Source organism: Edaphobacter dinghuensis (genome assembly GCF_014640335.1).
Lineage (GTDB): Bacteria > Acidobacteriota > Terriglobia > Terriglobales > Acidobacteriaceae > Edaphobacter > Edaphobacter dinghuensis.
In genome coordinates this window covers 724,082-749,706 of record NZ_BMGT01000003.1, presented here as the reverse complement: position 1 = coordinate 749,706, position 25,625 = coordinate 724,082, and the positions used below count along the sequence as shown (strand labels likewise).

The 25,625-nt window shown below is 57.4% G+C and carries 15 protein-coding genes and 1 tRNA gene; 8 read left to right on the top strand and 8 right to left on the bottom strand.

Annotated elements, in window-relative coordinates:
• Positions 1-8: 8 nt before the first annotated feature.
• Entirely contained in the window at positions 9-1,226 is a 1,218-nt protein-coding gene (locus IEW09_RS14975) for a substrate-binding domain-containing protein (protein ID WP_188554992.1), read from the bottom strand.
• A 119-nt stretch (positions 1,227-1,345) separates the two neighbouring features.
• Between IEW09_RS14975 and IEW09_RS14970 the strand changes: the two genes are divergently transcribed.
• A complete protein-coding gene (locus IEW09_RS14970) occupies positions 1,346-3,868 on the top strand; it encodes an alpha-L-rhamnosidase-related protein (RefSeq protein WP_188554991.1) in 2,523 nt (840 codons plus the stop codon).
• A 44-nt stretch (positions 3,869-3,912) separates the two neighbouring features.
• On the opposite strand, the gene IEW09_RS14965 is transcribed toward IEW09_RS14970, so the two are convergent.
• Positions 3,913-4,053, bottom strand: coding sequence for a hypothetical protein (locus IEW09_RS14965; RefSeq protein WP_188554990.1), 141 nt, complete (start codon positions 4,051-4,053; stop codon positions 3,913-3,915).
• A 15-nt stretch (positions 4,054-4,068) separates the two neighbouring features.
• Here IEW09_RS14965 and IEW09_RS14960 point away from each other — a divergent pair, with 15 nt between their 5' ends.
• Genes IEW09_RS14960 through IEW09_RS14950 form a run of 3 tightly spaced genes read left to right on the top strand, consistent with a single transcriptional unit; the run spans position 4,069 to position 8,492 of the window.
• A complete protein-coding gene (locus IEW09_RS14960) occupies positions 4,069-5,865 on the top strand; it encodes a beta-L-arabinofuranosidase domain-containing protein (protein WP_188554989.1) in 1,797 nt (598 codons plus the stop codon).
• 12 nt (positions 5,866-5,877) lie between these two features.
• Positions 5,878-7,161, top strand: a complete 1,284-nt coding sequence (locus tag IEW09_RS14955) for a ribulose-bisphosphate carboxylase large subunit family protein (RefSeq protein ID WP_188554988.1) — start codon at positions 5,878-5,880, stop codon at positions 7,159-7,161.
• A 29-nt stretch (positions 7,162-7,190) separates the two neighbouring features.
• On the top strand, positions 7,191-8,492 hold the full coding sequence (locus tag IEW09_RS14950; RefSeq protein ID WP_188554987.1) for a four-carbon acid sugar kinase family protein: 1,302 nt from the start codon (positions 7,191-7,193) through the stop codon (positions 8,490-8,492).
• Between the two features lie 4 nt (positions 8,493-8,496).
• Here IEW09_RS14950 and IEW09_RS14945 read toward each other — a convergent pair whose 3' ends face one another.
• Positions 8,497-9,756, bottom strand: a complete 1,260-nt coding sequence (locus tag IEW09_RS14945; RefSeq protein ID WP_188554986.1) for an MFS transporter — start codon at positions 9,754-9,756, stop codon at positions 8,497-8,499.
• On the bottom strand, positions 9,753-10,448 hold the full coding sequence (locus IEW09_RS14940; protein ID WP_188554985.1) for an aspartate/glutamate racemase family protein: 696 nt from the start codon (positions 10,446-10,448) through the stop codon (positions 9,753-9,755). The genes IEW09_RS14945 and IEW09_RS14940 overlap by 4 nt, the downstream gene beginning before the upstream one ends.
• Positions 10,449-10,667: 219 nt before the next feature.
• Between IEW09_RS14940 and IEW09_RS14935 the strand changes: the two genes are divergently transcribed.
• The 4 genes from IEW09_RS14935 to IEW09_RS14920 all read left to right on the top strand — a co-directional run bounded on the left by IEW09_RS14935 (position 10,668) and on the right by IEW09_RS14920 (position 20,654).
• Positions 10,668-12,773, top strand: coding sequence for a beta-galactosidase (locus IEW09_RS14935; RefSeq protein WP_188554984.1), 2,106 nt, complete (start codon positions 10,668-10,670; stop codon positions 12,771-12,773).
• On the top strand, positions 12,770-14,887 hold the full coding sequence (locus IEW09_RS14930; protein WP_188554983.1) for a beta-galactosidase: 2,118 nt from the start codon (positions 12,770-12,772) through the stop codon (positions 14,885-14,887). Before IEW09_RS14935 ends, IEW09_RS14930 begins: the two co-directional genes overlap by 4 nt.
• The gene (locus tag IEW09_RS14925) at positions 14,884-16,566 is read left to right on the top strand and encodes an alpha-L-fucosidase (protein ID WP_188554982.1); all 1,683 of its coding nucleotides are present in this window, start codon (positions 14,884-14,886) and stop codon (positions 16,564-16,566) included. The genes IEW09_RS14930 and IEW09_RS14925 overlap by 4 nt, the downstream gene beginning before the upstream one ends.
• Positions 16,567-16,988: 422 nt before the next feature.
• Positions 16,989-20,654: a TonB-dependent receptor gene (locus tag IEW09_RS14920; RefSeq protein WP_188554981.1), complete on the top strand. Its 3,666-nt coding sequence runs from the start codon at positions 16,989-16,991 to the stop codon at positions 20,652-20,654.
• A 137-nt stretch (positions 20,655-20,791) separates the two neighbouring features.
• Here the strand turns inward: IEW09_RS14920 and IEW09_RS14915 are convergent, their stop codons facing one another.
• The 4 genes from IEW09_RS14915 to IEW09_RS14900 all read right to left on the bottom strand — a co-directional run bounded on the left by IEW09_RS14915 (position 20,792) and on the right by IEW09_RS14900 (position 25,621).
• Complete coding sequence (locus IEW09_RS14915) at positions 20,792-23,446, bottom strand: ABC transporter permease (RefSeq protein ID WP_188554980.1); 2,655 nt, start codon at positions 23,444-23,446, stop codon at positions 20,792-20,794.
• Entirely contained in the window at positions 23,443-23,793 is a 351-nt protein-coding gene (locus IEW09_RS14910; RefSeq protein ID WP_188554979.1) for a PadR family transcriptional regulator, read from the bottom strand. The genes IEW09_RS14915 and IEW09_RS14910 overlap by 4 nt, the downstream gene beginning before the upstream one ends.
• Positions 23,794-24,146: 353 nt before the next feature.
• Positions 24,147-24,238, bottom strand: a tRNA-Ser gene (locus IEW09_RS14905).
• Positions 24,239-24,355: 117 nt separating this feature from the next.
• Positions 24,356-25,621 (bottom strand): glycoside hydrolase family 27 protein, encoded by a 1,266-nt coding sequence (locus IEW09_RS14900; RefSeq protein ID WP_188554978.1) that lies wholly within the window; start codon positions 25,619-25,621, stop codon positions 24,356-24,358.
• Positions 25,622-25,625 lie beyond the last annotated feature (4 nt).

Genomic DNA, 25,625 nt, shown 5'->3' with positions numbered 1-25,625 from the left:
TCTTCTGACTACGCCACGGCAGTCGATCGCAGCAGACTCGCCTTCGACTTCACCGCCGAGATTGTTTTATCGTCGAGGGGATAGATAAGGTCCACATTCCGCGGAGTCACCAGCTGATGCTTCACAAACACCGTCGAGGCCAGCGCCTTCTTCGACAGAATGCTCATCGCCAGAGGAATGATCTCCTCTCCATACCGTTCGGGAAAATAAGCTACCGAACCGACCAGTCGAGTCCCGGGCCGACGCAACTCGTTCCTCACCTCGGGAATACAGTTCTGGCTTACGATCGCGATCTTTTCGCTTGCTCCAACCTCTTCGAACGCCCGTAGCGCCGCCAGAGCGCAGATATCGTTCACCGTGCCGATCAGGGTGCGCTTCGCACGCGATCGCCGCAGAAACTGGCGCATCGTCTCCAGAACCTGCTCAAAGTCGCCACGTCCATTCAGATGAATCGCGGGCACATTCCCAACTTCAGGCAGCTCCGCTCTCAGACCATCCACAAAACCGGTTGTACGCAACTCCACAAGCGAACCTGCGATTGGCAGCTCCAGCAGTAGCACCTGCTCGGGTTTACACTTCCAGCTCTCTCGAGTCCAACGTCCCAATGCGCGCCCCGCAATCAGGCCCGCCTTGTAGTTGTTCGCGCCAAAGTAGGTCGCCCCCGGATGAGGAACCTCGATCGCAATCACGGGCGTATTTGACTCCAGAAACTTCGCAGCCAACACAGGAGCGACGCGCTCGTAGGTCTGGAACTCCAGCACCAGGTCCACATGCTCCTTGATCAATACATCGGCATTTCGCAACGCTTCGCGCGCCGAGTAGCGATTGTCCACCTGGATCAGTTGCAGGTTCTCTCGCGCGCAGGCCAGTTCAATACTGCGCTGCACCTCCTGCGCAAACGGCGATCCACCCTGCGAAGCAAACCCGATGCGGTAAGGTTTAGCCGAGACAGGCCCGAAGGAGTTTCGATATACACCGGCGCCAGCCCTCTCGATCAGGCCGCCGTGAATCAGCGTGCGCAGCAGACGAAATGCCGTGGTCTTCGGCAGCCCTGTCCGTTCGGTGACGTCGGCGAGGCAAAGCTCCTCGCCGCGAAACTGAAAGGCCTTCAGAACGTCGCACGCTCTCAGTACGGTCTGCGATTCGTTACGATCTCCTCTCCGTCCTCCAGCCGGAGCCGTCACCTCGTCATCCATATCCTCTTGCATCAGGTTTGAGATCGTCATTGCTCCAAACTCCCTGTTTCAATTTTCTTGGAACAGAAAGTTCCAATACGCGGAATATTCAATCAAATGTGAAACATGTTTTACAACTGGATTTCCGACTTCACGTTTAAGATTTGCCGATGAGCTTTAATCTCTGCCTGCGGCGCACCCAAATCACGCGGTTAACAAACGCTGTCGCTATCAGCACTCTTCTCTCCAGCGCCATTGCGCTGCCATCGCAGACGATCGCTCCATCTGCGCTCACGCCCCTCGATCCAGCCCGCAACGTGCACTTCAGCACCCCCAACCACACCCCACTCCCCGAGGAGTACATCTGGACCTCAGGCGACGTGACTGCCAAACGCCATGACCACAACAAATTTCCCTGGAGCGAGATCGACCGCCGCATCGCTCCCCATTACTTCCGAGGCCACTTTAAGCTCAGCAAAATTCCGAATAGCGGAACAATCTATATCGCTGGGCCGCGCTCTGCCCGTGTCTACCTGAACGGAACCCTGCTCGGTGATTTCTCCACCAACACCGATCAGCCCATTAACTTCCGCGTCTTCCACACCGACGCGACCAAAGCGCTGCGCACAGGCGACAACGTCGTCAGCATTGAAGCTGTTCGCGGCAAAGGCGTCGTCACAGCCGGAAGCCCCACAACCACCCAGCAGCTCGCCTATGGAGAGGTGCTCGCCGTTAAATTAGTCGCAGCTCCCTTTGGCCAGGCCGACCCACATACGCTTCTCCTCTCCAATAAGGACTGGCGTTCCGAGTCCATCCTTACCCCCGGCTGGCAGCAGCCCTCCTTCGATGACTCCAACTGGCCGCACGTAGAATCTCTCGGCCCAATCGAATCCAACATTGACTTCTTTCAGTGGTCGGCGGATGCCGGCATGTATGGCTGGCCCGGATATCAGGGCATGTCCCCCTGGCTTCGCACTCTCACTCTATCCCCAGCCGAGATCACCCATGTCTATCCCGGCGCGGATAGCTTCGACCACATTGCCGATCTCACCCAGCATGGCACCGCTGCAAGCGCACCATTTACCATCACCTTTCACCAGCCGGATCCCACCGATGCCGAAGCCCCGAGCATCCTGCTCGACTTCGGACGCGAGATTGCTGGACGCATCGTCTTCCAGTCGGAGTCATCCACGGACACGCTGGTCTCTATCGCCTATGGTGAATCTGAGCTAGAAGCACTCGCCACCGGCATCAGCACCACGCAGCGCGGCGGAAACTATCTCGGCACCAATCTGCTAACGATTCCACCTCATGGCGTGGCTCGCGGCCCCAAGTCTGCCTTTCGTTATGTTCGAGTCCGCTTTCTGCGCGGCGTACCTACCACTAGCTTCCGCTCGATCCATGCAGAGGCCATCGTCTACCCCGTAGAGTACGCGGGATCATTTGAATCCTCGGATCCCGTCCTGAACCGTATATGGGAGACCGCCGCCTACACCGTCCACCTCTGCATGCAGGACGACATTTGGGACGCCCCAAAACGCGATCGCGGCCGCTGGGCAGGCGACCTCGATGTCGAAGCTCCTACCATCCTGACCGCTTTCGGTGACACGAAGCTATTGGAAGATACCCTCACCCATATCGCCGAGATCACCGGCTCTAACCAGCCGGTAAGCGGCATCACAGGCTATACAGCACAGTGGATCACCACACTGGCGACTCTTTACCAGCACTCAGGTGACCGCGCCTTTGTCGAATCCCAGCACGATGCATTGCTCCGTCTGCTTCAGACGATGGACAACGATCTTGATCCAACCACGGGCCTGTTGAAGAAAGACGCCAAGGGCTGGGGCTTCGTTGACTGGTCTCCCGGTCTGTATGGCGCAACCCCCGACACCGCCATCGGTACGACTCTCGAGTTCCTCCGCGCTTACCAGGCTGCTCCTGCACTGCTGCGCGCAGCCAATGACGAATCGAACGCGAGGCTCTACGAGCAGAAGTGCGCCCGGTTGCAAGAGGCTGCGCGCGAGGCTCTGCTCTCGCCCGCGACACAAACCGTGGGCCAGACCTGGCAGCTCAATGCCTTATCCGTGTTGACGAACCTCGACCCAGCCGCCGATTCTGCCGTATGGTCGAAGGTCTTTTCTACGGTCAAGCAAGACTCTCCTACAGATCAGGTGATCAGCCCCTACTTCAATGCCTACCTAATTAAAGCGATGTCTCAAACGGGCCATTCCCGCGAGGCTCTGCACTGGCTCCGCGATTACTGGGGCGGCATGCTTGACGAAGGTGCCACCAGCTTCTGGGAGTCCTACGATCTGCGCTGGCCCAAGACCAACTACCACCTCTCGCTTGAGGCCGACGGCACGAGCGGCTACTTCGTCTCTCTCGCTCACGGCTGGTCGTCCGGTCCGCTTCCGTGGATCAGTGAAAACATCCTCGGCATTCGTCCCACGGCTCCCGGTTATGCTGCCGTCGAGCTTCGCCCCAACCTGCTCGGCCTCGCTTATGCCCGCGGCAGCGTGGCTACACCTCACGGGGCAATCCGGCTCTCGCTCGACTCAAAGACACTCTCGATTGACTTGCCCCAAGGCGTCGAGTCCGCCGAACTCTATCTGCCCACCGCTACCGGAGCTAACAACACCGAAGCGAAGAGGCTTACCCACTCCGGTCACTACGACTTTTCCATCAGGTAGCCGATGTCATTTCCAGTTCCGCACTCTGGAACTCGATCGCAGCTTTATCCGTCTTTGCCTGAACTTCTCAAGGCATCCGACGACTTCGCTCCAGCCAGCAACTTCGCGCTGCCCATCGGCCAGCCGAATGCGATACTCTGCCGCATGATGAGCAGATCTACCTGCATCGCCTCCACTGCGTCCATTTATAAGGACCTGCGATGCCATTAACTCGCCGCACCTTCGTCAAATCAGCCGCAGCCGTTACTGCACTCTCGGTGGCGCGACCGCTTCTGTCGGCCATGCCTGCGCCTATACGCGAGCCGCTACAGGAGCTTCCCTACACCGCTGTTCAGCTCACCGGCGGCCCACTCGCACAGCAATACAACGCCGTCCACGCACACTACCTCTCGCTCTCCAACGACCGCCTGCTCAAGGTCTATCGCCAGCGCGCCGGGCTACCGGCACCTGGCCCCGACATGGGCGGCTGGTACGATCTCAACGGCTTCGTCCCTGGACACTCTCTCGGCCAATACATCTCCGGTCTCGCCCGCATTGGAGCCTCCACCGGTGACTCATCGTGCCGTGACAAGGTTCGAACTCTCGTCGCGTCCTTCGCAGAGACCCTTGGCCCAAAGAACCAGAGCATTCTGCGCCCCGAGACCAACCTCTGGACCTGCTATATCCTCGATAAGCACTTCATCGGACTTATCGACGCAGCTACTCTCTCGGGTGACACCTCCGCAGTTCCTCTGCTCAACCGTGTGCTCGCCGGAGCCGAGCCTCTGCTGCCTGCCAAGGTCCACGACCGTATCGGCAAGAAAGACCCGCCTTACGACGAGCCCTTCGTCATGCCCGAAAACCTCTTTGCGGCTGCACAGCTCACCGGCAATCCACGCTTCCGCGAACTCGCACAGCGCTACCTGCTCGATGCGGCGCTCTTTAATCCACTTGCCCGCGGAGCCGATCCCTTTCCCGGCCAGCACGCTTACTCCCACGTTATCGCGCTATCTTCCGGAGGCAGTGCGTACCTTACGCTTGGAGACCCCAAGTATCGCGATGCGCTGGCCAACGCCTTCAAACTTTTGACTACTACCCAGCAGTTTGCCTCCGGTGGCTGGGGTCCCAATGAGACCTTCATCACGCCCCATCGCGGTGAGTTGTGCAGCTCTCTTTCCACCACCGTCGACCACTTCGAGACTCCCTGTGGCTCCTACGCCTCGACCAAGCTCGCTCGCTATCTGCTGCGAACCGGTGTACCTCGTTCCACCGAGCACGCTGATAACCTCGAGCGTGTTCTCTTCAACGCCATTCTCGCGGTCAAATCACCTGACTCCAACGGCGACTATCCCTACTACTCCACCTACTCCGCTGCGGCACAAAAGGTCTTCTATCCGAAGAAATGGCCTTGCTGCTCCGGTACGCTCGTGCAGACCGTCGCCGACTACCCGCTCAACCTCTACTTCACCTCCGCCGACGGCCTCTACGTTACTCTCTACACTCCATCTCGCGTCCACTTCGCACACAATGACGCCGTTATTCATGTGGAACAAACTACCGACTTCCCCATCTCCGATACCGCTACGCTTTCACTCACTCTTGATCATCCCGCAACCTTTACTCTCTACCTACGGTTGCCTGCTTGGCTCGCCCGCCCTGCCTCACTTCGGATCAACAGCAGACCTACATCACTCAATGCAGGCTCAGGCTCTTTCGCCGCGATCCGCCGTACATGGCACAGCGGCGATCGCCTTGAGCTTACCCTCCCGCAGGACTTCCGCACCGAGCCCATCGACGATCAGAACCCGAACACTGTCGCTCTGCTTCGCGGTCCTGTGCAATATGTCGCCATCGAAGGCTCCAATCAAGCTGCCAATGGCCGCCGACGACTTCCCTCTGGACTCAGGCAGATCGCCCCGCAGGTCTTTGTCGAAGACGACGCTGGGAATCAGACTGTGATCGTTCCTCTATATTCCATTACCAACGAAACCTATACCTCCTACTTCTCGAAAGCCTGACCCGCCATACGCATGACCGCATTCTTCTCTCATCCCGATCGCATCTTCGCCTCGTACTTCATCGAGACCGCATTTCCTCTCGAGCAGGCCGCCGCCACCATGGCCGGCGAGCAATCCACCGGCACCTTCCTCCGCGTGCCCGGCGAAACCGATCAGCTCCGCGAACAGTTCGCGGCTCGCGTCGAAAGTATCGTCGAGGGCGAGCACGCCGCCTCTCCTTCTCTCCCCGGCTCCGGCACGCCGAAGAACTGGGATGGTATCCGCCGTACAGCAACCGTTACGCTCTCGTGGCCGCTGCACAACATTGGCCCATCTCTGCCCAACCTTCTGGCAACGGTCGCTGGCAATCTTTCAGAGCTCCAAGCCTTCTCCGGCTTGCGGCTGCTCGATCTATCATTGCCATCTGCTTTTCTTGATCGCTACCAAGGGCCGCAGTTCGGCGTCGTCGGAACTCGCCAGTTCACCGGCGTCTACGACCGTCCTCTCATCGGTACTATCATCAAGCCCAGCATCGGCCTTACTGCTGATCAAACCGCCGCTCAGGTTCGCACCCTCGCGGAAGCAGGCATCGATTTCATTAAGGATGACGAGCTTCAGTCCGATGGTCCACTTTGTCCCTTTGAGGCTCGCACCTCTGCCGTGCTCGGCGTTCTGCGCGAGATCCACGACCGCACTGGCCGCCGCATTATGTACGCCGCCAACCTCACCGGCGAACTCGACCAGATGCTCCGCCGCCATGACCACCTTGTACGCGAAGGCGGTACCTGCCTGATGGTCTCGATGAACTCCATCGGCTTGCCTGCCATGACCGCACTCCGTGCTCACTCGCAACTCGTTGTGCATGGCCATCGCAACGGATGGGGAATGCTTGGCCGTTATCCCGCTCTCGGCATGAACTTTGTCGCCTTCCAGAAGCTGTGGCGGCTTGCTGGCATCGACCACACCCACGTCAACGGCCTCCGCAACAAGTTCTGCGAGTCCGACGACTCAGTCATCGCCTCTGCTCGCGCCTGCCTTACTCCCATGTTCCCTGCACCCAACAAGGGTTGCGAGGTGATGCCCGTCTTCTCTTCTGGACAAAGTGCGCGCCAGGCTCTCGAGACCTTCCGCGCGTTGAACTCTACCGACCTGATCTATGCAGCGGGAGGCGGCATCATGGGCCATCCCGGAGGACCTGTCGCCGGTGTTCGCAGCCTTCAGCAGGCATGGGAGGCCGCTACCTTGGACATTCCTCTTAACACCTATGCGACGACTCACCCCGAGCTGGCTGCTGCGCTTGAACTCTTCGGCAACTAAATCTTAACGGCACCAAAGGACACGCGCCCTTGCCTCTGCTCTACACCTATTACGGCGACGACTTCACCGGCTCGACCGATGTCCTCGAACAACTTGCCTCGAATGGCGTCTCCGCCGCCCTCTTTCTCGGTCCACCGAGCGCAAATCAGCTCGAACGATTTCCCGGCATCCAAGCGTTTGGCATAGCAGGCGACAGTCGCTCGCGCTCTCCTGAGTGGATGTCCGCCAACCTGCCAGCCATCTTCTCCGCGCTCAGCCCGTTCCATGCTCCCATCACGCACTACAAGGTCTGCTCCACCTTCGATTCATCTCCACAACACGGAAGCATCGGTCGCGCTATCGAGCTCGGGATCGCCGCGTTCGACCCTGCCTTCGTGCCCGTCGTCGTAGGCGCTCCTCACCTGCGCCGCTTCGTCTTCGAAGGCGAGCTCTTCGCCGCAGCTCCCGACGGCAACATCCATCGCATCGACCGCCATCCCATGAGTCACCATCCGGTTACACCTATGACCGAGCCCAACTTGTGCCATCACCTCGCGCGACAAACGAGTCTGCCGATCGGTCTCGTCGCTCACGCTCACCTCGATTCGCTCGCCTCGGCAACCTCCGAGCTCGAGGCTCAAAACGCCGCGCATCGCATCGTCTTCTTCGATACCGTCGATCCCGCCTCGCTCAACGTTATCGGTGAGATCCTCTGGCAACGCGCCCTCCGACGCCAACTATTCTCGGCCTCAAGCTCCGGCCTCACCTCTGCTCTTATCACTGCATGGCGGGGATCTAACCTCATCCCCGATCCGCCGATGCCTCAACCCATCGCTCGCGCCAATCCTCTACTCATCGTCAGTGGTTCCTGCTCGCCGACCACCGCGCAACAGATTCGCTGGGCGCTTGGGCATGGCTTTCATGGTGTCCCCATCGATCCCAGTCTTCTGCTCTCTGCTGCTGAAACTTCCATCGCTTACCGGGATCAACTTATCGCATCCGCTGGCATCCACCTGCGCCGCGGCGAAGACACGATCCTCTACACTGCTCTCGGCGCTTCCACCTCGCCGGCCGCAGGCGAGTCGCTTGGCATCGCTTTAGGCCAGCTCCTCAACGGTCTACTGGCGCAGACTCCAGTCACGCGCGTCATCCTTTGCGGCGGCGACACCAGCTCCCACGCTGTTCAGCAACTCGGCATCTCCGCTCTGACTTGGAAGGCAAGTCTTCAGCCCGGCGCTCCGCTCTGCCACGCTCACTACGCTGACTCAGCCGCACGTTACCTCGAGCTAACTCTCAAAGGCGGCCAGATCGGCACGGAAGACTTCTTCCATATCGCTCGCGGCTCTTGCTGAATTTTTATTCGCTGGATACCGCTTGGGGATATTCCAATCCGCGCGAGCAATCCACGCGAGCAAATAGCGCCGCCGCCACCAGCACCATTCCAGCCACCACCCGCAACGGCAGGTTGTAATTCCCAGTTGCTTTCACCACGTATCCAAACAGCAGCGCACAGAGCCATCCGCCAAGATTGCCGCTTGTATTCATTACCGCTGTCGCCGTTCCGCCGAACTTTCCCCCCAGCCCCATGCACATCGCCCACGCCGCAGGCAGCATCAGATCCATCACGCCGAATGCTACCGAGGATATCGCCACGATGGCGACATGCGACCGCACCAAGCTCATCTCGAGCAGCAGCATCGCTCCAACCGCCAAGCAAACTGAGGTCACCAGACGATACGCTCGAACAGCGCCCAAACGCATTACCAGTCGCTCACTCAGTGAGCCACCGACAAGATTTCCAAGCATCGCCATCACGAACGGGAACGAAGCAAAGATACCCATCTCGCCGAGCGTAAAGCCTGCTCCCTGCGTCAGCCACGTTGTAAACCATCCGAAGAAAAACCAACTGCCCCACGCATAGCAAAAATAGGCTGCCACAATCAGCCAGAACTGCGGCAGCGCGAGCAGCCTTTTCCATGGAATCTCTTCATGCGTCGTCTTTGTCTTTCTTCCGGCACGAATCTCTTCGAGCTCCCCAGAGCTCACCCCTTCCATCTCCTCCGGGGTATCGCGAAACCACTGCCTCCATGCGACCGCCCAGAGCGCGCCCAAGCCGCCTAACAACCAGAAGATTGCCTTCCATCCCCAGACCCGCTCTAATGGCACCAGCAACAAGGGAGCCAGGGCTGCACCCAACCGGCTCGCCGCCCAGATGAAGCCCTGTGCCCGGGCATGCTCCTTCTCCGGGAACCACCGCGATACCACGCCTGCTGCATTCGGGTATGCTCCTGCTGCCCCCACCCCGAACAAAAAACGAGCACCGACCATCTGAAAAAAACTTCTGCACCAGCCCGTCGCCGCGGTAAATGCCGACCACCACACAGCGATCCGCGTCAGCTCGGACCTATGCCCGCGCCGGTCTCCCCGCGCACCCGACGGTATTTCGAACAAGGCATTCGAGAGCACGTAGGCGCTCAGCACCCATCCCCATTGCTCGGGAGAGAGCTTTAAATCTGCACGAATTCCCGGCTCGGCAACCGCAATCGCCAACCGGTCCATAAAGATAATGACGCTAACGCCACACAGCAACGCCAACACTGCATTCCGCTTCTTCAATTGTTGGCTCCGACCGCCTCAAGCCTGTGCGCGTCTTTCAATATCACGCTGGCGCGCTGCATTGCCAGCTCCGGCGAGCTCAACACAGGCGCTTCGATCGCACCCTTTGGCATCTCCTTGACCACCCTCGCCATGGAAGCCTGCGCCAGCACCACCAGATCCACTCCTCGCATATCCCGTATCAGCGACTCGCTCAAGATACGATCATGCGTCTTCGTATCGCCTGCCAACACAGCGTCAAACGCGCCGTGGCTTAACGATTCAACGATCTCAATCTCACGACCCGCCGCTGCCGCCTTTTCGCGCAACAAAGCGATCGTCGGCTCTAACGTCGTCCTTAGTGTAGCTGCCACACCGATGCGTCTTCCCATCAGCACAGCTTTCTCCGCCATGGCCTCGTCGACGCGAACGACAGGCGTATCAAACAACTTCTGCGCCAAAGCCACTCCCGGCCCGATCGATGAGCATGTCACCATCACCGCGTCTGCACCTGCCTTCTCCGCCGATTCGATCAACCCCAAAAGCCGGCGAATCGTAAGCCCCCGCAGCCGTCCCGCCTTGATCGTGTCCTTGATCAGGCTCTCATCGACCATGTGAAACACTGCAACCTCCGGCATCTCCGCGGCAGCGAGCGCGCCGAAGACCGGTGTCAGCGTGGGACTTGTATGAATCATTGCCAGCATCTGCGCCATTTCCTTTAGTTCCTCTCTTGGTCAAGACCGGCGCGACCGGTCCATCCTTCACAGTAGATGCTGTGAGCGTACCTTTACTTATCCTGACTTCGCAGGCGAAGTAAAGCATGACTTGCATTCCACCTCTATCGTCGCCTCCCCTCTAGCTTCGTGCTGATCGAGGAACCGCATAGCGGAACCCTGCTTTTACGTGACTGCCAGAGACGTGCAGCTTCTTCTATGCTGGTTAGCAACGACCTCATCTTCAGCGGAGCTTCCTTGCGTCTCATCTCCCGCATCCTCTGTGTGCTTCTTCTCTGCGCTCATCTCTACGCCCAGAATCTCTCTCCGTCGCCTCTTCGTCTCGGCACTGCATGGTATCCAGAGCAGTGGCCTGAGTCGCGTTGGAACATCGACCTTACACTCATGGAGCAGGCTCACATCAATGTCGCTCGTGTTGGGGAGTTCGCGTGGTCGACGATGGAGCCATCCGAAGGCCACTACAACTTCGCATGGCTCGATCGTGCCATCGCCCTCGCCGCCCAGCATCACATCGCCGTCGTCATCGGCACACCAACTGCCGCGCCACCTGCATGGCTTACGACAAAATATCCGGATACGCTGCGCATCGAAGAAGATGGTCACCGCGCCGAACATGGCAACCGCGAGCAGTTCTCGTGCACCAGCCCGCGCTATCGCATCTTCGCTGCTCGCATCGCGCGCGAGATGGCTCGCCGCTACGGCCATAATCCCAACGTCATCGGCTGGCAGATCGACAACGAGATCGGCGCACCTACCTTCGATTCGTTCGCCAAAGCGCAATGGCATCTTTGGCTCGCGCACAAGTACAAGACCATCGCCAACCTGAACAACCTCTGGACCACTACCTACTGGTCGCAGACCTACGACAACTTCAACCAGATTCCTTTTCACTCGCGCAACGAGAACCCCGCGCTCCTGCTCGACTACAAGCACTTCGTCACCGACACCTGGATTTCATATGTCCAGAACCAGATCAATGCCATTCGTCCATTTTCCAGCTCGCACCAGTTCATCACTACCAACACCATGCACTGGAACAACACCTTCGATCACTATGCTCTGCACCGTAACCTCGACATCGCGGCATGGGACAACTACTTCCCCGACGGCCAGCTCGACCCTGTTCTCAACGCAGCCGAGCATGATCTTGTTCGCGGCTACAAGCAGCGCAACTTCTGGCTTATGGAGACACAACCATCCTTCGTTAATTGGGGCCCGATCAACGCTCCGCTAGCACAGGGTGTCGTTCGCGAGATGGCATGGCAGGCCGTGGGACACGGAGCCGACGCTGTTCTCTACTGGCAGTGGCGTTCTGCTTTGAATGGACAGGAACAGTATCACGGCACACTTCTCGGCGCAGACGGACTCCCTGTTCCGGTTTACCGCGAGGTGCAGCAGATCGGTTCCGAATTCGCCCTCGCCTCGAATGCGCTGGCAGGCACCTCACCGCATAGCCGCGTCGCTATCCTCCAGTCCTACGACTCACACTGGGCCATCGACTTTCAACGACATAGCAAGCTCTTCGACTACGACGAGGCTGTACTGGATATCTATCGCGCCGCATCCCCCGTCGCGCAGAGCATCGATATCATCTCGCCCGATGCCGACCTCAGCTCCTATGCTGTGGTATTTGCACCAGCGCTCAACGTTATTTCAAACGCGCTCGCGCAACATCTTCTCAGCTACGTTCAGCAGGGCGGCCATCTCGTCATCGGTCCGCGCTCCGGCATGAAGGATCAGTTCGATGCCTTGAACACGCAGCGACAACCCGGCCCGCTCGCCGCCGCACTAGGAGCACACGTCGAGCAATATTACGCTCTCGACCCCAAAGACCCCGCACCACGGGTTTCGGGAGAACTGGGCTCCGGTACGGTCTCTGTCTGGGCCGAGGTGCTCACGCCCGATACGCCCGGCGCACGCGTCCTTCTCACTTACGGCTCCGATGCCACCGGCTCCAACGGCTGGCTTGCTGGCCATCCCGCCGCAGTCGAAAACACCGTAGATAAAGGCACGCTCACCTACATTGGTGCGATGCTCGACCGCACACTCACTGCCTCTGCCGTCGACCAAATTCTCACATCCGCAGGCGTCCATCCCATTCTTCCCAATCTGGCGTCCGGTGTTGAGCTGATGCAGCGCTCGGCCTCGGGCCGTCCTCCAGTGTGGATTCTCATCAACCACACCACCAGCTCCAAACAAATTCCGCTACCGGCAACCGTGCAGAATCTGCTCGTTCCTCAAACTGTCGCAACAACACTTGAGTTAGCACCGCACGGCGTAGCGGTGCTAACGGAGCAGCGATGATGCTGCGCCTTCGCCTCATCACCGCTCTGGGTGCGGCTATGCTTACCTGCGCTCTTTCGCAGGCGCAGTCTGGTGTTACGCACTATGTCACGCCTGATGCTCCATTGCTTGGCTCTGCGTGGTACCCCGAGCAGTGGCCCGAGTCGCGCTGGGATGCCGACCTTAGTCTGATGGAGCAGGCTCACTTCAACGTTGTTCGCATCGGCGAATTCGCATGGTCGGCTGAAGAGCCCTCCGAAGGCCACTATGACTTCGCATGGCTCGACCGCGCCATTGCCCTCGCTGCAAAACATCACATTGCCGTTGTCCTGGGCACGCCTACTGATGCTCCGCCCGCATGGCTCACCACGAAGTATCCGCAGACGCTGCGCTTCGACGAAGGCGGTCATCGCGCCGAGCACGGAGGTCGCCGCCAGTTCAACTACGCCAATCCGCTCTATCGCCGTTTCTGCTTCGAGATCGTTGCGCAGCTTGCACGACGTTATGGGCACAACCCCAACGTCATCGGCTGGCAGATCGGCAACGAGTACACCGACGAGAGCTTCGACCCCGCTACGCGCGCGCAGTTCGAGCAATTTCTGCGCAATAAATACAAGACTCTCTCCAATCTCAATTACCACTGGACTACCGCCTACTGGTCGCAGACCTACACCACCTGGTCGCAGATTCCTCTTGAGTCCACCCATGGCAACCCTGGTCTTCTGCTCGAGCACAAACACTTCGTCACGGCCACCTGGCGCAGCTTTCAGCGCAATCAGATCGACGCGCTTCGCCCACTCATTTCGCACTCGCAGTTCATTACCACAAACATTGGCGGTCTCGCCTGGTCCGATAACTGGGACCATTACGCCATCACCGCCGACCTCGACCTCGCCGCGTGGGACGACTATGTCGGCCAAGGTCATCTCGACGCACCCAAGAACGCCATGCTCAACGATTTTGTACGCGGTTGGCGTCGTCAGAACTTCTGGATCATGGAAACCCAGCCTGCCTCGGTAAACTGGGCTCCCATCAACAATGCTCTCGACCCCGGCGAGACCCGCGCCCTCGCATGGCAGGCTGTCGGCCACGGAGCCGACGCCATTCTCTACTGGCAATGGCGCTCCGCACTGAATGGGCAGGAGCAATACCACGGAGCAATCGTCGGCCCCGACGGCAAGCCGCTTCCGCTTTACTCCGAGCTTCAGCAACTAGGAGAAGACTTTGCTCGCACGCGAGCTGCACTGGCCAACACTACGCCGCAATCCACCATCGCCCTGCTCCACACGTATGATTCCCGCTGGGCCATCGACTTCCAACCTCAAAGCGTGCTCTATAACCAGCAACAGGTGTTGCTCCGCTTTTACAAGCCACTCTCGCGCCTCGCACAGTCCAATGGCCAATCCATCGACATTGTTGATCCCACCCAACCAGGCTCGCTCTCGCAGTACAAACTCCTGCTAGCTCCCTCGCTCAATGTCATCGATGATGCTCTCGCCGCCAGGTTGCTTGCGTACGTTCAACAAGGCGGCCATCTGCTGCTCGGCCCACGCTCCGGCATGAAGGACCAATACAACGCCCTGAACCCTCAGCGCCAACCCGGCCCGTTGGCCGCCGCACTTGGAGGCAAGGTCGAGCAATATTATGCGTTGGCACCGCAAAGACCTGCCCCTAAACTCACCGGTAGCGCGGGATCAGGCACCAGCGACATCTGGGCTGAAGCGCTTACCGCCAGTTCTCCCGAGACGCACACTGATCTGACCTATCACGACCCCGCAGGATGGCTCGACCAGCAACCCGCCATGCTTACGCGGCACATTGGCCGAGGCACAATCGCCTATCTCGGCACGCTTCCCGACGATAACCTGCTCGCATCCATTCTCGCTAAGGCTGCTGACCTGCACGCCACACAGCAGATTCCCGATGACGTCGAATTATGCACCCGTAGATCTGCCAACGGAGATCGTACAGTCCTCATCATGATCAATCACGCCCGCAAGCCGCGACAGATGACTCTTCCGGCCGCGTACACAGATCTCCTGCATCAGGCCACACTCATCGTTGCGCCTTCACAAACCACCATTATCCTTCCGGCACAGGGCATTGCTGTCCTGGTTGCCAAGAGCTCGCGATGATGCACCCACGCATCGTGCTAACAAACTGCCCTGCTCTCTGCTATGGTGTCGCGGTGAAGACTCTTGCCGCACTCGCTCTCTTTTGCACCGTCCCCTCTCTGCTCTCACAAACCACCGCGACCACCAAGTATCAAACGCACATCGATCGCCAGATAGCAAAGGTCTACGCCGAGACCGCGCCGAGCAACAACAAGGCACGCTTTCACGCCAACTGGAATTCACTGGAAAACTATCGAACGCCAGACTGGTTTCGCGATGCCAAGTTCGGCATCTTCATTCACTGGGGTGTCTACTCCGTTCCGGCATTCGGAAACGAGTGGTACTCGCGCAATATGTACATTCCCAGCAATGCCGCCTATAAACACCAGATCGCCACCTACGGTCCTCTCGATAAGTTCGGCTACAAAGACTTCATCCCGCTTTTCAAGGCCGAGCACTTCGACCCCGACGCTTGGATTACGCTCTTTCAGAAAGCCGGTGCGCGCTACATCGTTCCCGTCGCCGAGCACTGCGACGGCTTCGCCATGTATGCCTCTGCGATGACGCCTTATAATGCCGCTGTGATGGGTCCACATCGCGACGTCGTCGACGAGCTTGCCCGCGCCACCCGCGCTCATGGCCTCCACTTCGGCGTCTCCTCTCACACTGCCGAGCATTGGTGGTGGTATGGCGTCGGCAACACCGTCGATTCCGACGTTCGCAATCGCACCGCCCAAACCAGTTGGCTCTACGGTCCTGCCGCCGCTATGGCCCTTCCCTCTTCCGATGGCAGCACTAACTTCGGCAAAGAGCCTGACCCCAACCATCTCGAGCTTTGGCTTCCACCCGACAAATCCTTCCTCGATGCCTGGCTTGCCCGCTCCACCGAACTGGTCGACGACTACCATCCCGATTTCATCTACTTTGATTGGTGGATCGGTCAGCCTGCCTTCAAGTCTTACCTACAGCAGTTTGCCGCTTACTATTACGATCGATCTGCCGAGCAGGGGCGACAGCCTGTTCTTACCTACAAAGAAGAGGCCATGCCGCCCAACACAGCCACGCTCGATATCGAGCGCGGCAAACTCGATACTCTTCGCCTTCTTCCCTGGCAGACCGACACCTCCATCTCCGTCCACTCCTGGGGCTATGTCAAAGACGATGAGTATCGTACCGCGCCCTCGCTGCTGCAACAGCTCGTTGATACGGTCGCGAAAAACGGTAATTTACTACTCAACGTGGGCCCCAAGTCCGACGGCACCATCCCCGAGCAGGCTCGCACCGTCCTGCTTCAGATCGGCGCATGGCTGCACATCAATGGCGAGGCCATCTATAACAGTCGCCCCTTTGCCGTCTTCGGCGAAGGCCCCACAAAAGCACTCAAGAATTCAACGGAAAAGAACAAGGACATCCAATCCTATACGCCGCAGGATATCCGCTACACGACTTCGTCCGATGGCCGCATCCTCTACGCCGCCATCATGGCATGGCCCACCTCCAACACGGCTACTATGCATGTACTCTTCCGCGGCAATCCTTACCTGCCGGCCCCCATCTGCTCCGTCGATCTCCTTGGCTCTTCAGCCCATATCTCCTTCGAACAATTGCGCGATGGCCTGCACGTTACCCTGCCCTCGGCTCCTCCGCCTAACCTGCCCGGCGACTCCCCTATCGTCCTCCGTATGAGAACGACATGCTGATCTGAGTTGACCGGTCTCCATGGCTTTTCAGCTGTGGCATTCTGCGATTTCACATTGCGGAATGACGCGTAACTTGCAATTAAACTATTTAACTTTCATTTTATTACCATTAAGCCTTAATGAAGCAGTCTGAGCGCCCGCATGTTGAGCAACGCTGCGAGGTAGTCAGCGCTTATCTTCTAAGGTTTGCGCGAAAAAATGGACCAAGGAAGCTTCGTTTCTGGATACAGAAGAGGGTGGTGTTCAAAAGGGGCTTTGGACACAATCCTGCGCTGGGATCTTTTTTCGGAATGGCTTTATTGACAACGCTATTTTGGCAACCATACATTCTGCTCATTATTACCATTAGTTATAAATAATTTTCATATTTTGATCGCAGGCGGGTTTGAGATGAAACGAGCCGAGCCTGGGACAGGAGCTGCATGAGGATCTTTGATGGTAGGCAGTTGGAGCAGCGCGGACAAAAGATCGGTCCGCTGGAGTGGACTGGGTGTAGGGCATTTCGGCTTTGGGTCGTTCTGCTGGCGGCGCTGCTATGCGCGGCTCCGGTCATGGCGCAGGTCGGTGGCGAGGGTGCTATCGAGGGCACGGTGACCGACCCCAGCGGAGCGGTAGTTCCCAATGCGACGGTGACCGCAACTAACGTAGGGACACAGGTAAAGACAGAAAGGACCTCGACCTCAAGCGGATACTTTGTGTTGTCGCCGCTGGATCCAGGGAAATATTCAGTGACGGTACGAGCAAGTGGGTTTTCCGGATATGAGCAGAAGAACGTTACCGTGAATGCGATTCAGACAGTCGGCCTAAAGGTACAGCTAAAGCTGGGCGAGTCGTCGCAGACCGTGACGGTGACCGAGGAGCCGCCGGCGCTCGATACAGAGAATGCGACGCTGGGAGCCACGCTCGAGCAGTCGACCTACTCGGCGCTGCCGATCAACCTGAGCGGAGGCAAGCGCGACCCGACAGCATTCATCTACCTGACGCCGGGCGTAAACACGACGGCCGGTACGGGCATCTTCGACGGCAGTGGAAGTCGCGGCGGAGATAACGAAATCTATGTCGAAGGAATCGCGATCGACAAGACGAAGGCGCAGGGCGACACCGGAAACGTATCGAGCGTAACGTCGGTAGACGCGCTTGAACAGATGCAGGTTCTCACAAGCAGCTATCCGGTGGAGTTCCAGGGACAGGGCGTTGAGAACTATGTTGTAAAAAGTGGAACGAACGAGCTGCATGGAAGTGTCTTCGGATACTTCAGAAATACAGCGCTCGATACGTGGAACTTCTTTTCGAAGGCAGTGATCAATCCCGCGACCGGAGCTCCGAAAAAGCCGCAGGAGCACCAGGCAGAATATGGGCTGACGATCGGCGGCCCAATCATCAAGGACAAGTTGTTCCTCTTTGCCTCCTACGATGGAGACCATTACTCGGTGGAGAGCAACCCGGGAACATTTACCGTTCCTACGGCCGCAGCACGGGCAGGAAACTTCTCTGCCTACAATGTGCCGATCTACGATCCTTCGACGACAGCGGCCTGCACGGCAGCAAACACGAGCCACACAACCTGCCGGTATCAATATGGCTATGTCTATGCAGGTACGCCCGGACCGAATGGAAACCCGGCACTTGGTCCGATGGGGTTGGCAGGAGTGAATGTCATTCCGGCGTCGCAGATCTCACCAATCTCGCAGGCGTTGATGGCTGCACTTCCTTCGCCGACCAACGGCAACCTGAGCGGCAATTACATCTTTGGACAGCCAAGCGCGAACAATGCATGGAACACAACCGACAAGCTAAGCTGGACACTGAATGACCATCACACCCTGGCCGTGATGGTAGCGGCAGGCCGGTCCTATAACTCGTTACCGGCGTTCTCCGGCTTTCAGGCGCCTCTGCCTTATGGAAGCGCAACGGTGAACGATACGCTGACCAAGACAATTATTGCCGAACACACCTGGGTCATCACCAACGATATGGTGAATCAGCTCAAGTATGGGTTCGCACGCAACGTTCCGGTTACGCTGAACCCAACCTCTACGCCAAAGTGGGGCGCAAGCTCCTACGGAATCGCTGGACTACCTCCGGGCGACGCCAGCGGATCGTTTCCTCTGATCTCGTTCGGTGGAACCTATGCGCCGTCACAGTGGGCGGGAGAGCGAGCCTCCAAGCAGACGACGAATGCCTTCATTCTGCTTGATAACTTCCAGTGGACGCACGGCAAACACAACATCACCGCAGGCGCGCAGCTACAGTGGCTGCAGGATAACGAGTACAACAACACGCTGAATCAGAGCTCTCCGCTACAGTTGTCCTTCCAACAGGCAGAGACGGCAGGATACACGGGGAAAGGCACAGCGCAGTCAGGAACAGGGCTTGGGTTTGCAAGCTTCCTTCTGGGCGCAGTGGACTCATCGAACCTGACGGAGAATGCAGTGATCGAGACGGGCGCGCGGTTCCGGCCGTTCTCGCCTTACTTTGAGGATGACTACAAACTGAATCCAAAGCTGACGATCAACCTGGGTCTGCGATGGGATTATTATCCGCCGTTCTACGAGGTGGAGAACCGCGTTTCGTTCTTCGTCCCGACCATGAATAACCCGTTGGTCAATGCTCCGGGAGCGCTGCTGTTCGCAGGCAATGGAACCGATAGCTGCCATTGCCGATCGACGGTCAACCAGTTCTACAAGAACTTTGGGCCGCGTGTCGGAGCAGCATATCGGATCACCGACTCTACAGTGGTTCGCGGCGGCTTCGGCGTGATGTACTCGCACGGCGGCGGAACTGGTGGAACCAACGGATCGGACCAGGGCAATGGAACCTTCGGTTTCTCTTCGACGCCAACGATCTCGTCGACGAGCGCTGGTGTGGCTGCCTTCAACCTGGCGCAGGGATTCCCGGCGTATAGCCATCCACCGTTCCTCGATCCTTCGCTGAACACCGGATATACAACGCTCAGCTCGACGGCTCCGGGAAATCTGAACTACGCGGACCCCTATCTGGGAGGACGCTCGCCGGAGTACGAGAACTGGAACGTAGGGATTCAACAATTGTTCACTAACAGCATCGTGATGAATCTGAACTACGTTGGTAGCCAAAGCCACTTTCTGCGCACCAGCGGATCACGCGGCTTCTACAGCGACCAGCTGAATCCGATGTACTTTGCCCTGGGCAGTCTGCTGAACTCCACGGTGACTCCGACAGTGTTGACGCAGGCTGATGCAATTATCCCGGGCATCGCTCTACCGTATGCGAGCTTCAGCGGCACATTGCAGCAGATGCTCCGTCCCTTCCCGCAATACACCGGTATCTCTGACACGTATGGAAACGTCGGCAATGCAAACTATCATGCATTGCAGGTGACAGTGAAGCAGCAGCATCCGCTGCATGGCCTGACGTTTATGGCGAGCTTTACCTGGTCGAAGATGATTGACGATCAAGGCAACTTCCGCAGCGGTTGGCTTCCGAACCGGATTGAACGGTCGCCAGGCACAGCGGAACAGCCAAAGGTTGGCGTAGGGACAGTGGTCTATGCCCTGCCGTTTGGTCGCGGGCATATCGGAAACGGCAATGCCTGGACGCGAGCGCTGGCAAGCGGATGGCAGGTGTCAGGAATCTATCGAGCATACTCGGGTGAGCCGCTGGCGATCACGGGTGCAACCTGCTCGAACCTGCCCAACCAGGGAACTTGCATGCCAAGCCTGAACCCGAACTACGCTGGCACAGCACGGCTGAACGGAAAGTGGGGGAAAGGGCTTCTGGCGAGCACAGCCGGAAGTACACCTTACATTGATAAGCAGGCCTTTATGAATGCACTGCCTTACACCTTTGGCAACGCTCCGCGCACACAACCCTACGGCTTGATGGGACCCGGCGGACAAAACCTGGATGCGAGCGTCCGCAGGTCGTTCGATATCTGGGAGAACATGAAGATGCAGTTCGAGGCCGACATGTTCAACGTGATGAACAGCGTCGTATTCAGCAATCCAAACCAGACATACCAAGGTACGGGAACGTCGAGCTTCGGAACGCTGACAAGCCAGTCTAATCAATCAAGAGATATCCAACTGGCGGCGAAGATCACGTTCTAGACACAGTAACGCTTTTACCTCACGGGTTCGATGGCCTTCATCGAGCCCATTTTTTTACAGCATTTTCCTCTCGTATTGCTGTACCTGTTGGTGTGCCCAAAAGAAACTGTATCTGCGCCAGTTCCAATTCGCTGGTGCTACTCGGATCGAAGTGCCTGCATTGGATCCAGACGGGAAGCACGCCAGGCAGGAGCGAGGCAGGCTAGAATCGCAACTGCCAACAGTGTAGCCATCACGCTAGAAAGCACTACGGGATCGAGTGGTTTCGTTCCGAAAAGCATCGATTGAAAGATGCGTGTCGCTGCGAAGCTCACCACCAGCCCAAGCCCTAGCCCGAACAGCGCTGGTTGCAGACCATCAACGAGCATCAATCGCAAAAGTTGGTCGCGTTGCGCGCCAAGCGCCATACGGATTCCCAATTCTGTAATTCGTTGTGTGGCCAGGTACGACAGCACTCCATATAATCCCACCGAAGCCAGCAGCAGCGAAAGAACGGCTAAGGCCAGTACCAACTTCGCGCTCAGACTTGCATTCACTAACGATTCGCCGATCACCTGATCCATGGTAAGCACACCGGAGACCGGAAGCTCCGGATCGAGAGACGCAATCTGCTTTTGTACCGGCACAGAGAATTGCAACGGCTCCGACGCCGTGTGAACAACAAGCATCTGGGGAATGTTGATTCCTTCAAGGAGTGGGAAGTACATGGCTGCCTTTGAATCTTTGCCAACCTGGTACAAGGTATCGCCGACTACGCCAACGATCTCATAGTCGACATCGTTGGGTGCACCTGGATGAAAATGCGCTGGAACGTGCAGGTGCCTGCCGATGGGATTGTCATTGGAGAAGTATTGACTAGCGAGTTGATGGCTCACAATCACTTTGTACGATAGGGAGCCGCGGTCGTCGCTCGTAAAGAACCGGCCGCTCATAAGTGGAATTCCCAAGGCGCTGAAATAGCCTGGATCGGCCCAGCGCATCACTGCTTCGGGCAGGCTCTCGTCCGGATTGAGCGGAGGATGCTCCTTCACGGTGAATACGAAGTCCCCCCAATATCCCGCTCCCGGAACGGTGTTTCCCAGTGCAGCGGCGCGAACGCCAGGAAGGGCTCTTACTCGTTCCAGCAGTGCTTCGTTGAATGCATTTACCTTCTCCGGCATGTCGTATTTCTTTCCGGGCAGGCTGTACTGTAACGTGAGCATGTTTTGGGTAATGCAGCCCACGTTAGTCGAACGTAGCCGCATAAAGCTCTTGAGCAGCAACCCCGCAGCAACCAGTAATACTACCGTGATTCCGATCTCTGCCGTGAGTAGCGATCTTCGTAATGCCGTACGCGAAACACTGCTGGCCCCTGTGCGTGCGGAGGTTTGCAGGGCCTTCATCATTGTCTTGCCCGTCGTCGAGAACGCAGACAACAGGCCGGCAACTAAAGCCGCTACGAACATCAGAACGCATGCAAAGGCAATCACATATCCATCGATGTAGATGCCTTGCGCCGTGGGCAAGTCTTTCCATGCATGCGCGAGCAACCGAGTAGCAAATATCGATAACAAAATGCCGCCCACGCCTCCCGCTACACAGATCAACACGCTCTCGGTCAACTGCTCACGGATCAAAGTGGCGCGCTGCGCCCCAAGAGCGCTACGAATTGCTACTTCTTTTTGCCGCGTCGCACCCCGCGCAACTAGCAAGTTCGAGAGATTGAGACAGCCGATCAGCAACATGCAGCCGACGGCGCACATCATCAAATTCAAAGACTTCTTCACATTCCCGGCAAGGTCCTCGTTCAGCGACCGTGGAGCAACATCTTCAGCCACAGGATCGTGCGGATATTGCAGATGGAGCTGATACTGTACGGCACCCACCTGCGCCAAAGCACTTGCAAGACTCACGTCCGGACGCAATCGCGCTATCACCTGACTCTGGTGCCAATCGTGATGTTGCAAGAGATCCGGTGTCGCATCCGCTTTATATGGAACCCATAGCTGGATGCCGGCATCGGGATATGTAAACCACGACGGCAGCACGCCAACCACAGTGAAGGGGCGGCCATCGAGATGAACCTGACGGCCCACGATACTAGGATCGCCGGCGAAACGCCTCTGGAACACACTCCAGGTCAGCATAGTAGCGGTACTGCCAGGCCGGTCCTCCGATTCGATGAATGCCCGACCCAATGCCGGTTTTACACCCAGGAGTTGAAATAGGTTCCATGAGGCTGCGGCTGAACGGACTGATTCGGGCAATTCATTCCGCTCTCCAGTCAGGTTGTATGCGCCATAGCGAAAAATTGCCATGTCTTCAAAACCGTGGGTCTTCGAGCGCCAATCATAGAAATCCGCCGTTGCAACCGGAGTGTAGTTGAAATTGGCAGCGTTCGCCGCGGCCCCGCGTCTGTGTTCGTACACAACTACGAGCCGATCTGGATCTCGGAAAGGAAGCGACCTCAGCAAAACCGATCGCACAATCGTGAAAAGAGATGTAGCTGTCCCCATACACAGCGCCATGACCACAATCGCGATGATCGAGAATCCGGGCGTGCGCCTCAGCGTACGAAAAGCATATTTCACATCGCGACCAATATTCGTCAACGCCAGGGGAGAATTCTGCATCCACAGCGATTCGCGCACCTTCTCCGTGCTGCCAAACTTTAATCGCGCCTGTCGCCGGGCCTCGCCGGGTGACATTCCGCGCGTCTCATTGTCAGCGGCCTCTTCTGCCAGAAAAGACTCCATCTCGTCTTGTAACTCGTCATCGGAACGCTTGCGGTGAAGAAATCTCAACCAACTCATTGCGCACCTCCCTCTTCTCCCATCACTAGCCCGATGGCGCGAGTCATTTGACGCCAGCGGTTGGTCTCACGCACCAACTGCTTACGCCCTTCTGCCGTCAGGCGATAGAACTTTGCCTTGCGATTGTTCTCGCTCACACCCCAATAAGAAGTTACCCACCGTCGATCTTCGAGCCTGTGCAGCGCCGGATACAGTGATCCCTGTTCCACCTCCAGAAGATCTTCCGAGGTGCGCTCAATAACCTTGGCAATCGTGTGTCCGTGAGCGTCGCTGCTAACAAGCGTCCGCAGGATCATCATGTCCAGAGTGCCCTTGAGCATTTCATTCTGTGGCTGACTTTTGCGCATCGATTTCCCCTCGAACTTCTATGGGAAAGGACTATACACCACTCGAACTTCTATGGGAAACATACAAACATGAAGAATTGAGACTGTCGCAATACCTGAACGACAAGTGCAGCCGTATGCTTGGCTATCCTTAAAAGGAAATAAGGGTAAGCCTCTACAGGCAAAAGGATGGAGGGGTGTTTATGAAAGATGGGACTTCCGCATTGCGAAACGACGTATCTGTTGAAGGAAGTGTAGCTTTGAGACGAGTCTTAATAAACTATGACGTAAGGAAAGAGGGTTTCTTGGCGAATAGTGCAAATCTAGCGACTCTCAAACCCTTTATCCCCAATAACTTATTGGTACTAAAGGTGTGGCGGAGAGGGAGGGATTCGAACCCCCGATAGCCTTGCGACTATGTCTGATTTCGAGTCAGGTGCATTCAACCGGGCTCTGCCACCTCTCCACTATAAAGTCATTCTAATACAAATTGTTTCAACAGGATTAGCTCGCTTTCCTCGAACATCGGGCGCTACCCATCGCGCTCCAAAAAGAGACCGATGAGTAGCGCCGAACCAGTGATTTACTGTGCCGAAACTCGATAAATGACGGAACCATGCGACGGTACGGTTGTCTCAATATCGCCCTGCGAGGTCGTCATCGCCTTCGATACCAGGTTCTTGAGCTTCAGCGATGAAGCGTTCTTAAGTCCCACCAGAGTCGCAGTAGTCTTAATCTTTTTCGGCGCATCGCCTTTGTTGTACAGCACCACCGCGACGTCTCCATTCGAGAGCGGCTTGGCAAGTACGTCATAGGTCTCTCCAAACTGCACAATATGACCTTGAACGCCTGCCGGGTCTTGATCGACTGCAATCACATCCGTGTTGCTCAATACAGCGAGCGCCGCCGGGCTGATCTTCGTGAGATCGGTGCTGCTGATGAGCGGAGCCGCCATAATCGCCCAGAGAGACATCTGCGATTGCATCTCATCGATACTCAGACCGCTGTCCCCCACTAAAAGAAAATCCGGATCATTCCAATGGCCGGGGCCTGCGTACTTCCACAGACCGACGTTGTAGCTATAGTTGTAATTAAGGCTCTTCCACTTGCGCGGACCAGAGTACTGCCCCAGCGCAATATCATCTCCCTCACGCCACAGGTTTCCATAGTCGGCAACCCACCCCAGGACGAGATACCAGTCGTCAGGCGTATTTTGAAAGTATGCCGGCGCAGATTCTGAGTACACCATCTTGCGATGAGTATGCAGGATGGCATCGCTGAAGGACTTGTACGCGTAACGGTATGTCTCTTCGCTCGTCTTACCCGGCACTGTCGGCACATTGCAGCCATCGAGCTTGATGTAATCCACCTTCCACTTCGCGAATGTGTCCGCATCTTTCTGAAAGAAGTTCCACGAGCCCGGAAATCCTGCGCATGTCTTATCGCCTGCGTCCTCGTAGATACCGAACTTCAGGCCGAGTGCATGCACCTGCTGCCCCATCCATGCCATGCCGTGAGGAAATTTCTGCGGGTCCCCCGCAAGCTCTCCATCGCTATTGCGCTTCTTCGCCATCCAGCAGTCGTCGATGGTGATCGTGTCGTATCCTTTCTTGGCTAGACCGCTGCTAACCAGCGCCTTCGCCTGCGCAAGAATCAATCCCTCGTTGATATTGCACTGATAGTACGACCAATTGTTGTAGCCCATGGGCGGAGTAGGTGCGAGACCGTTCCAGGCAGGAGCCGTATTCCCTGCCACAGGCGCAGCCGCTGCGACTCCAGATGCACCTAAGGTAAGACAAAGTGCAAAACCACCGATCAGAATAAATTTCCGGACATGTGCAATAAACATCGAT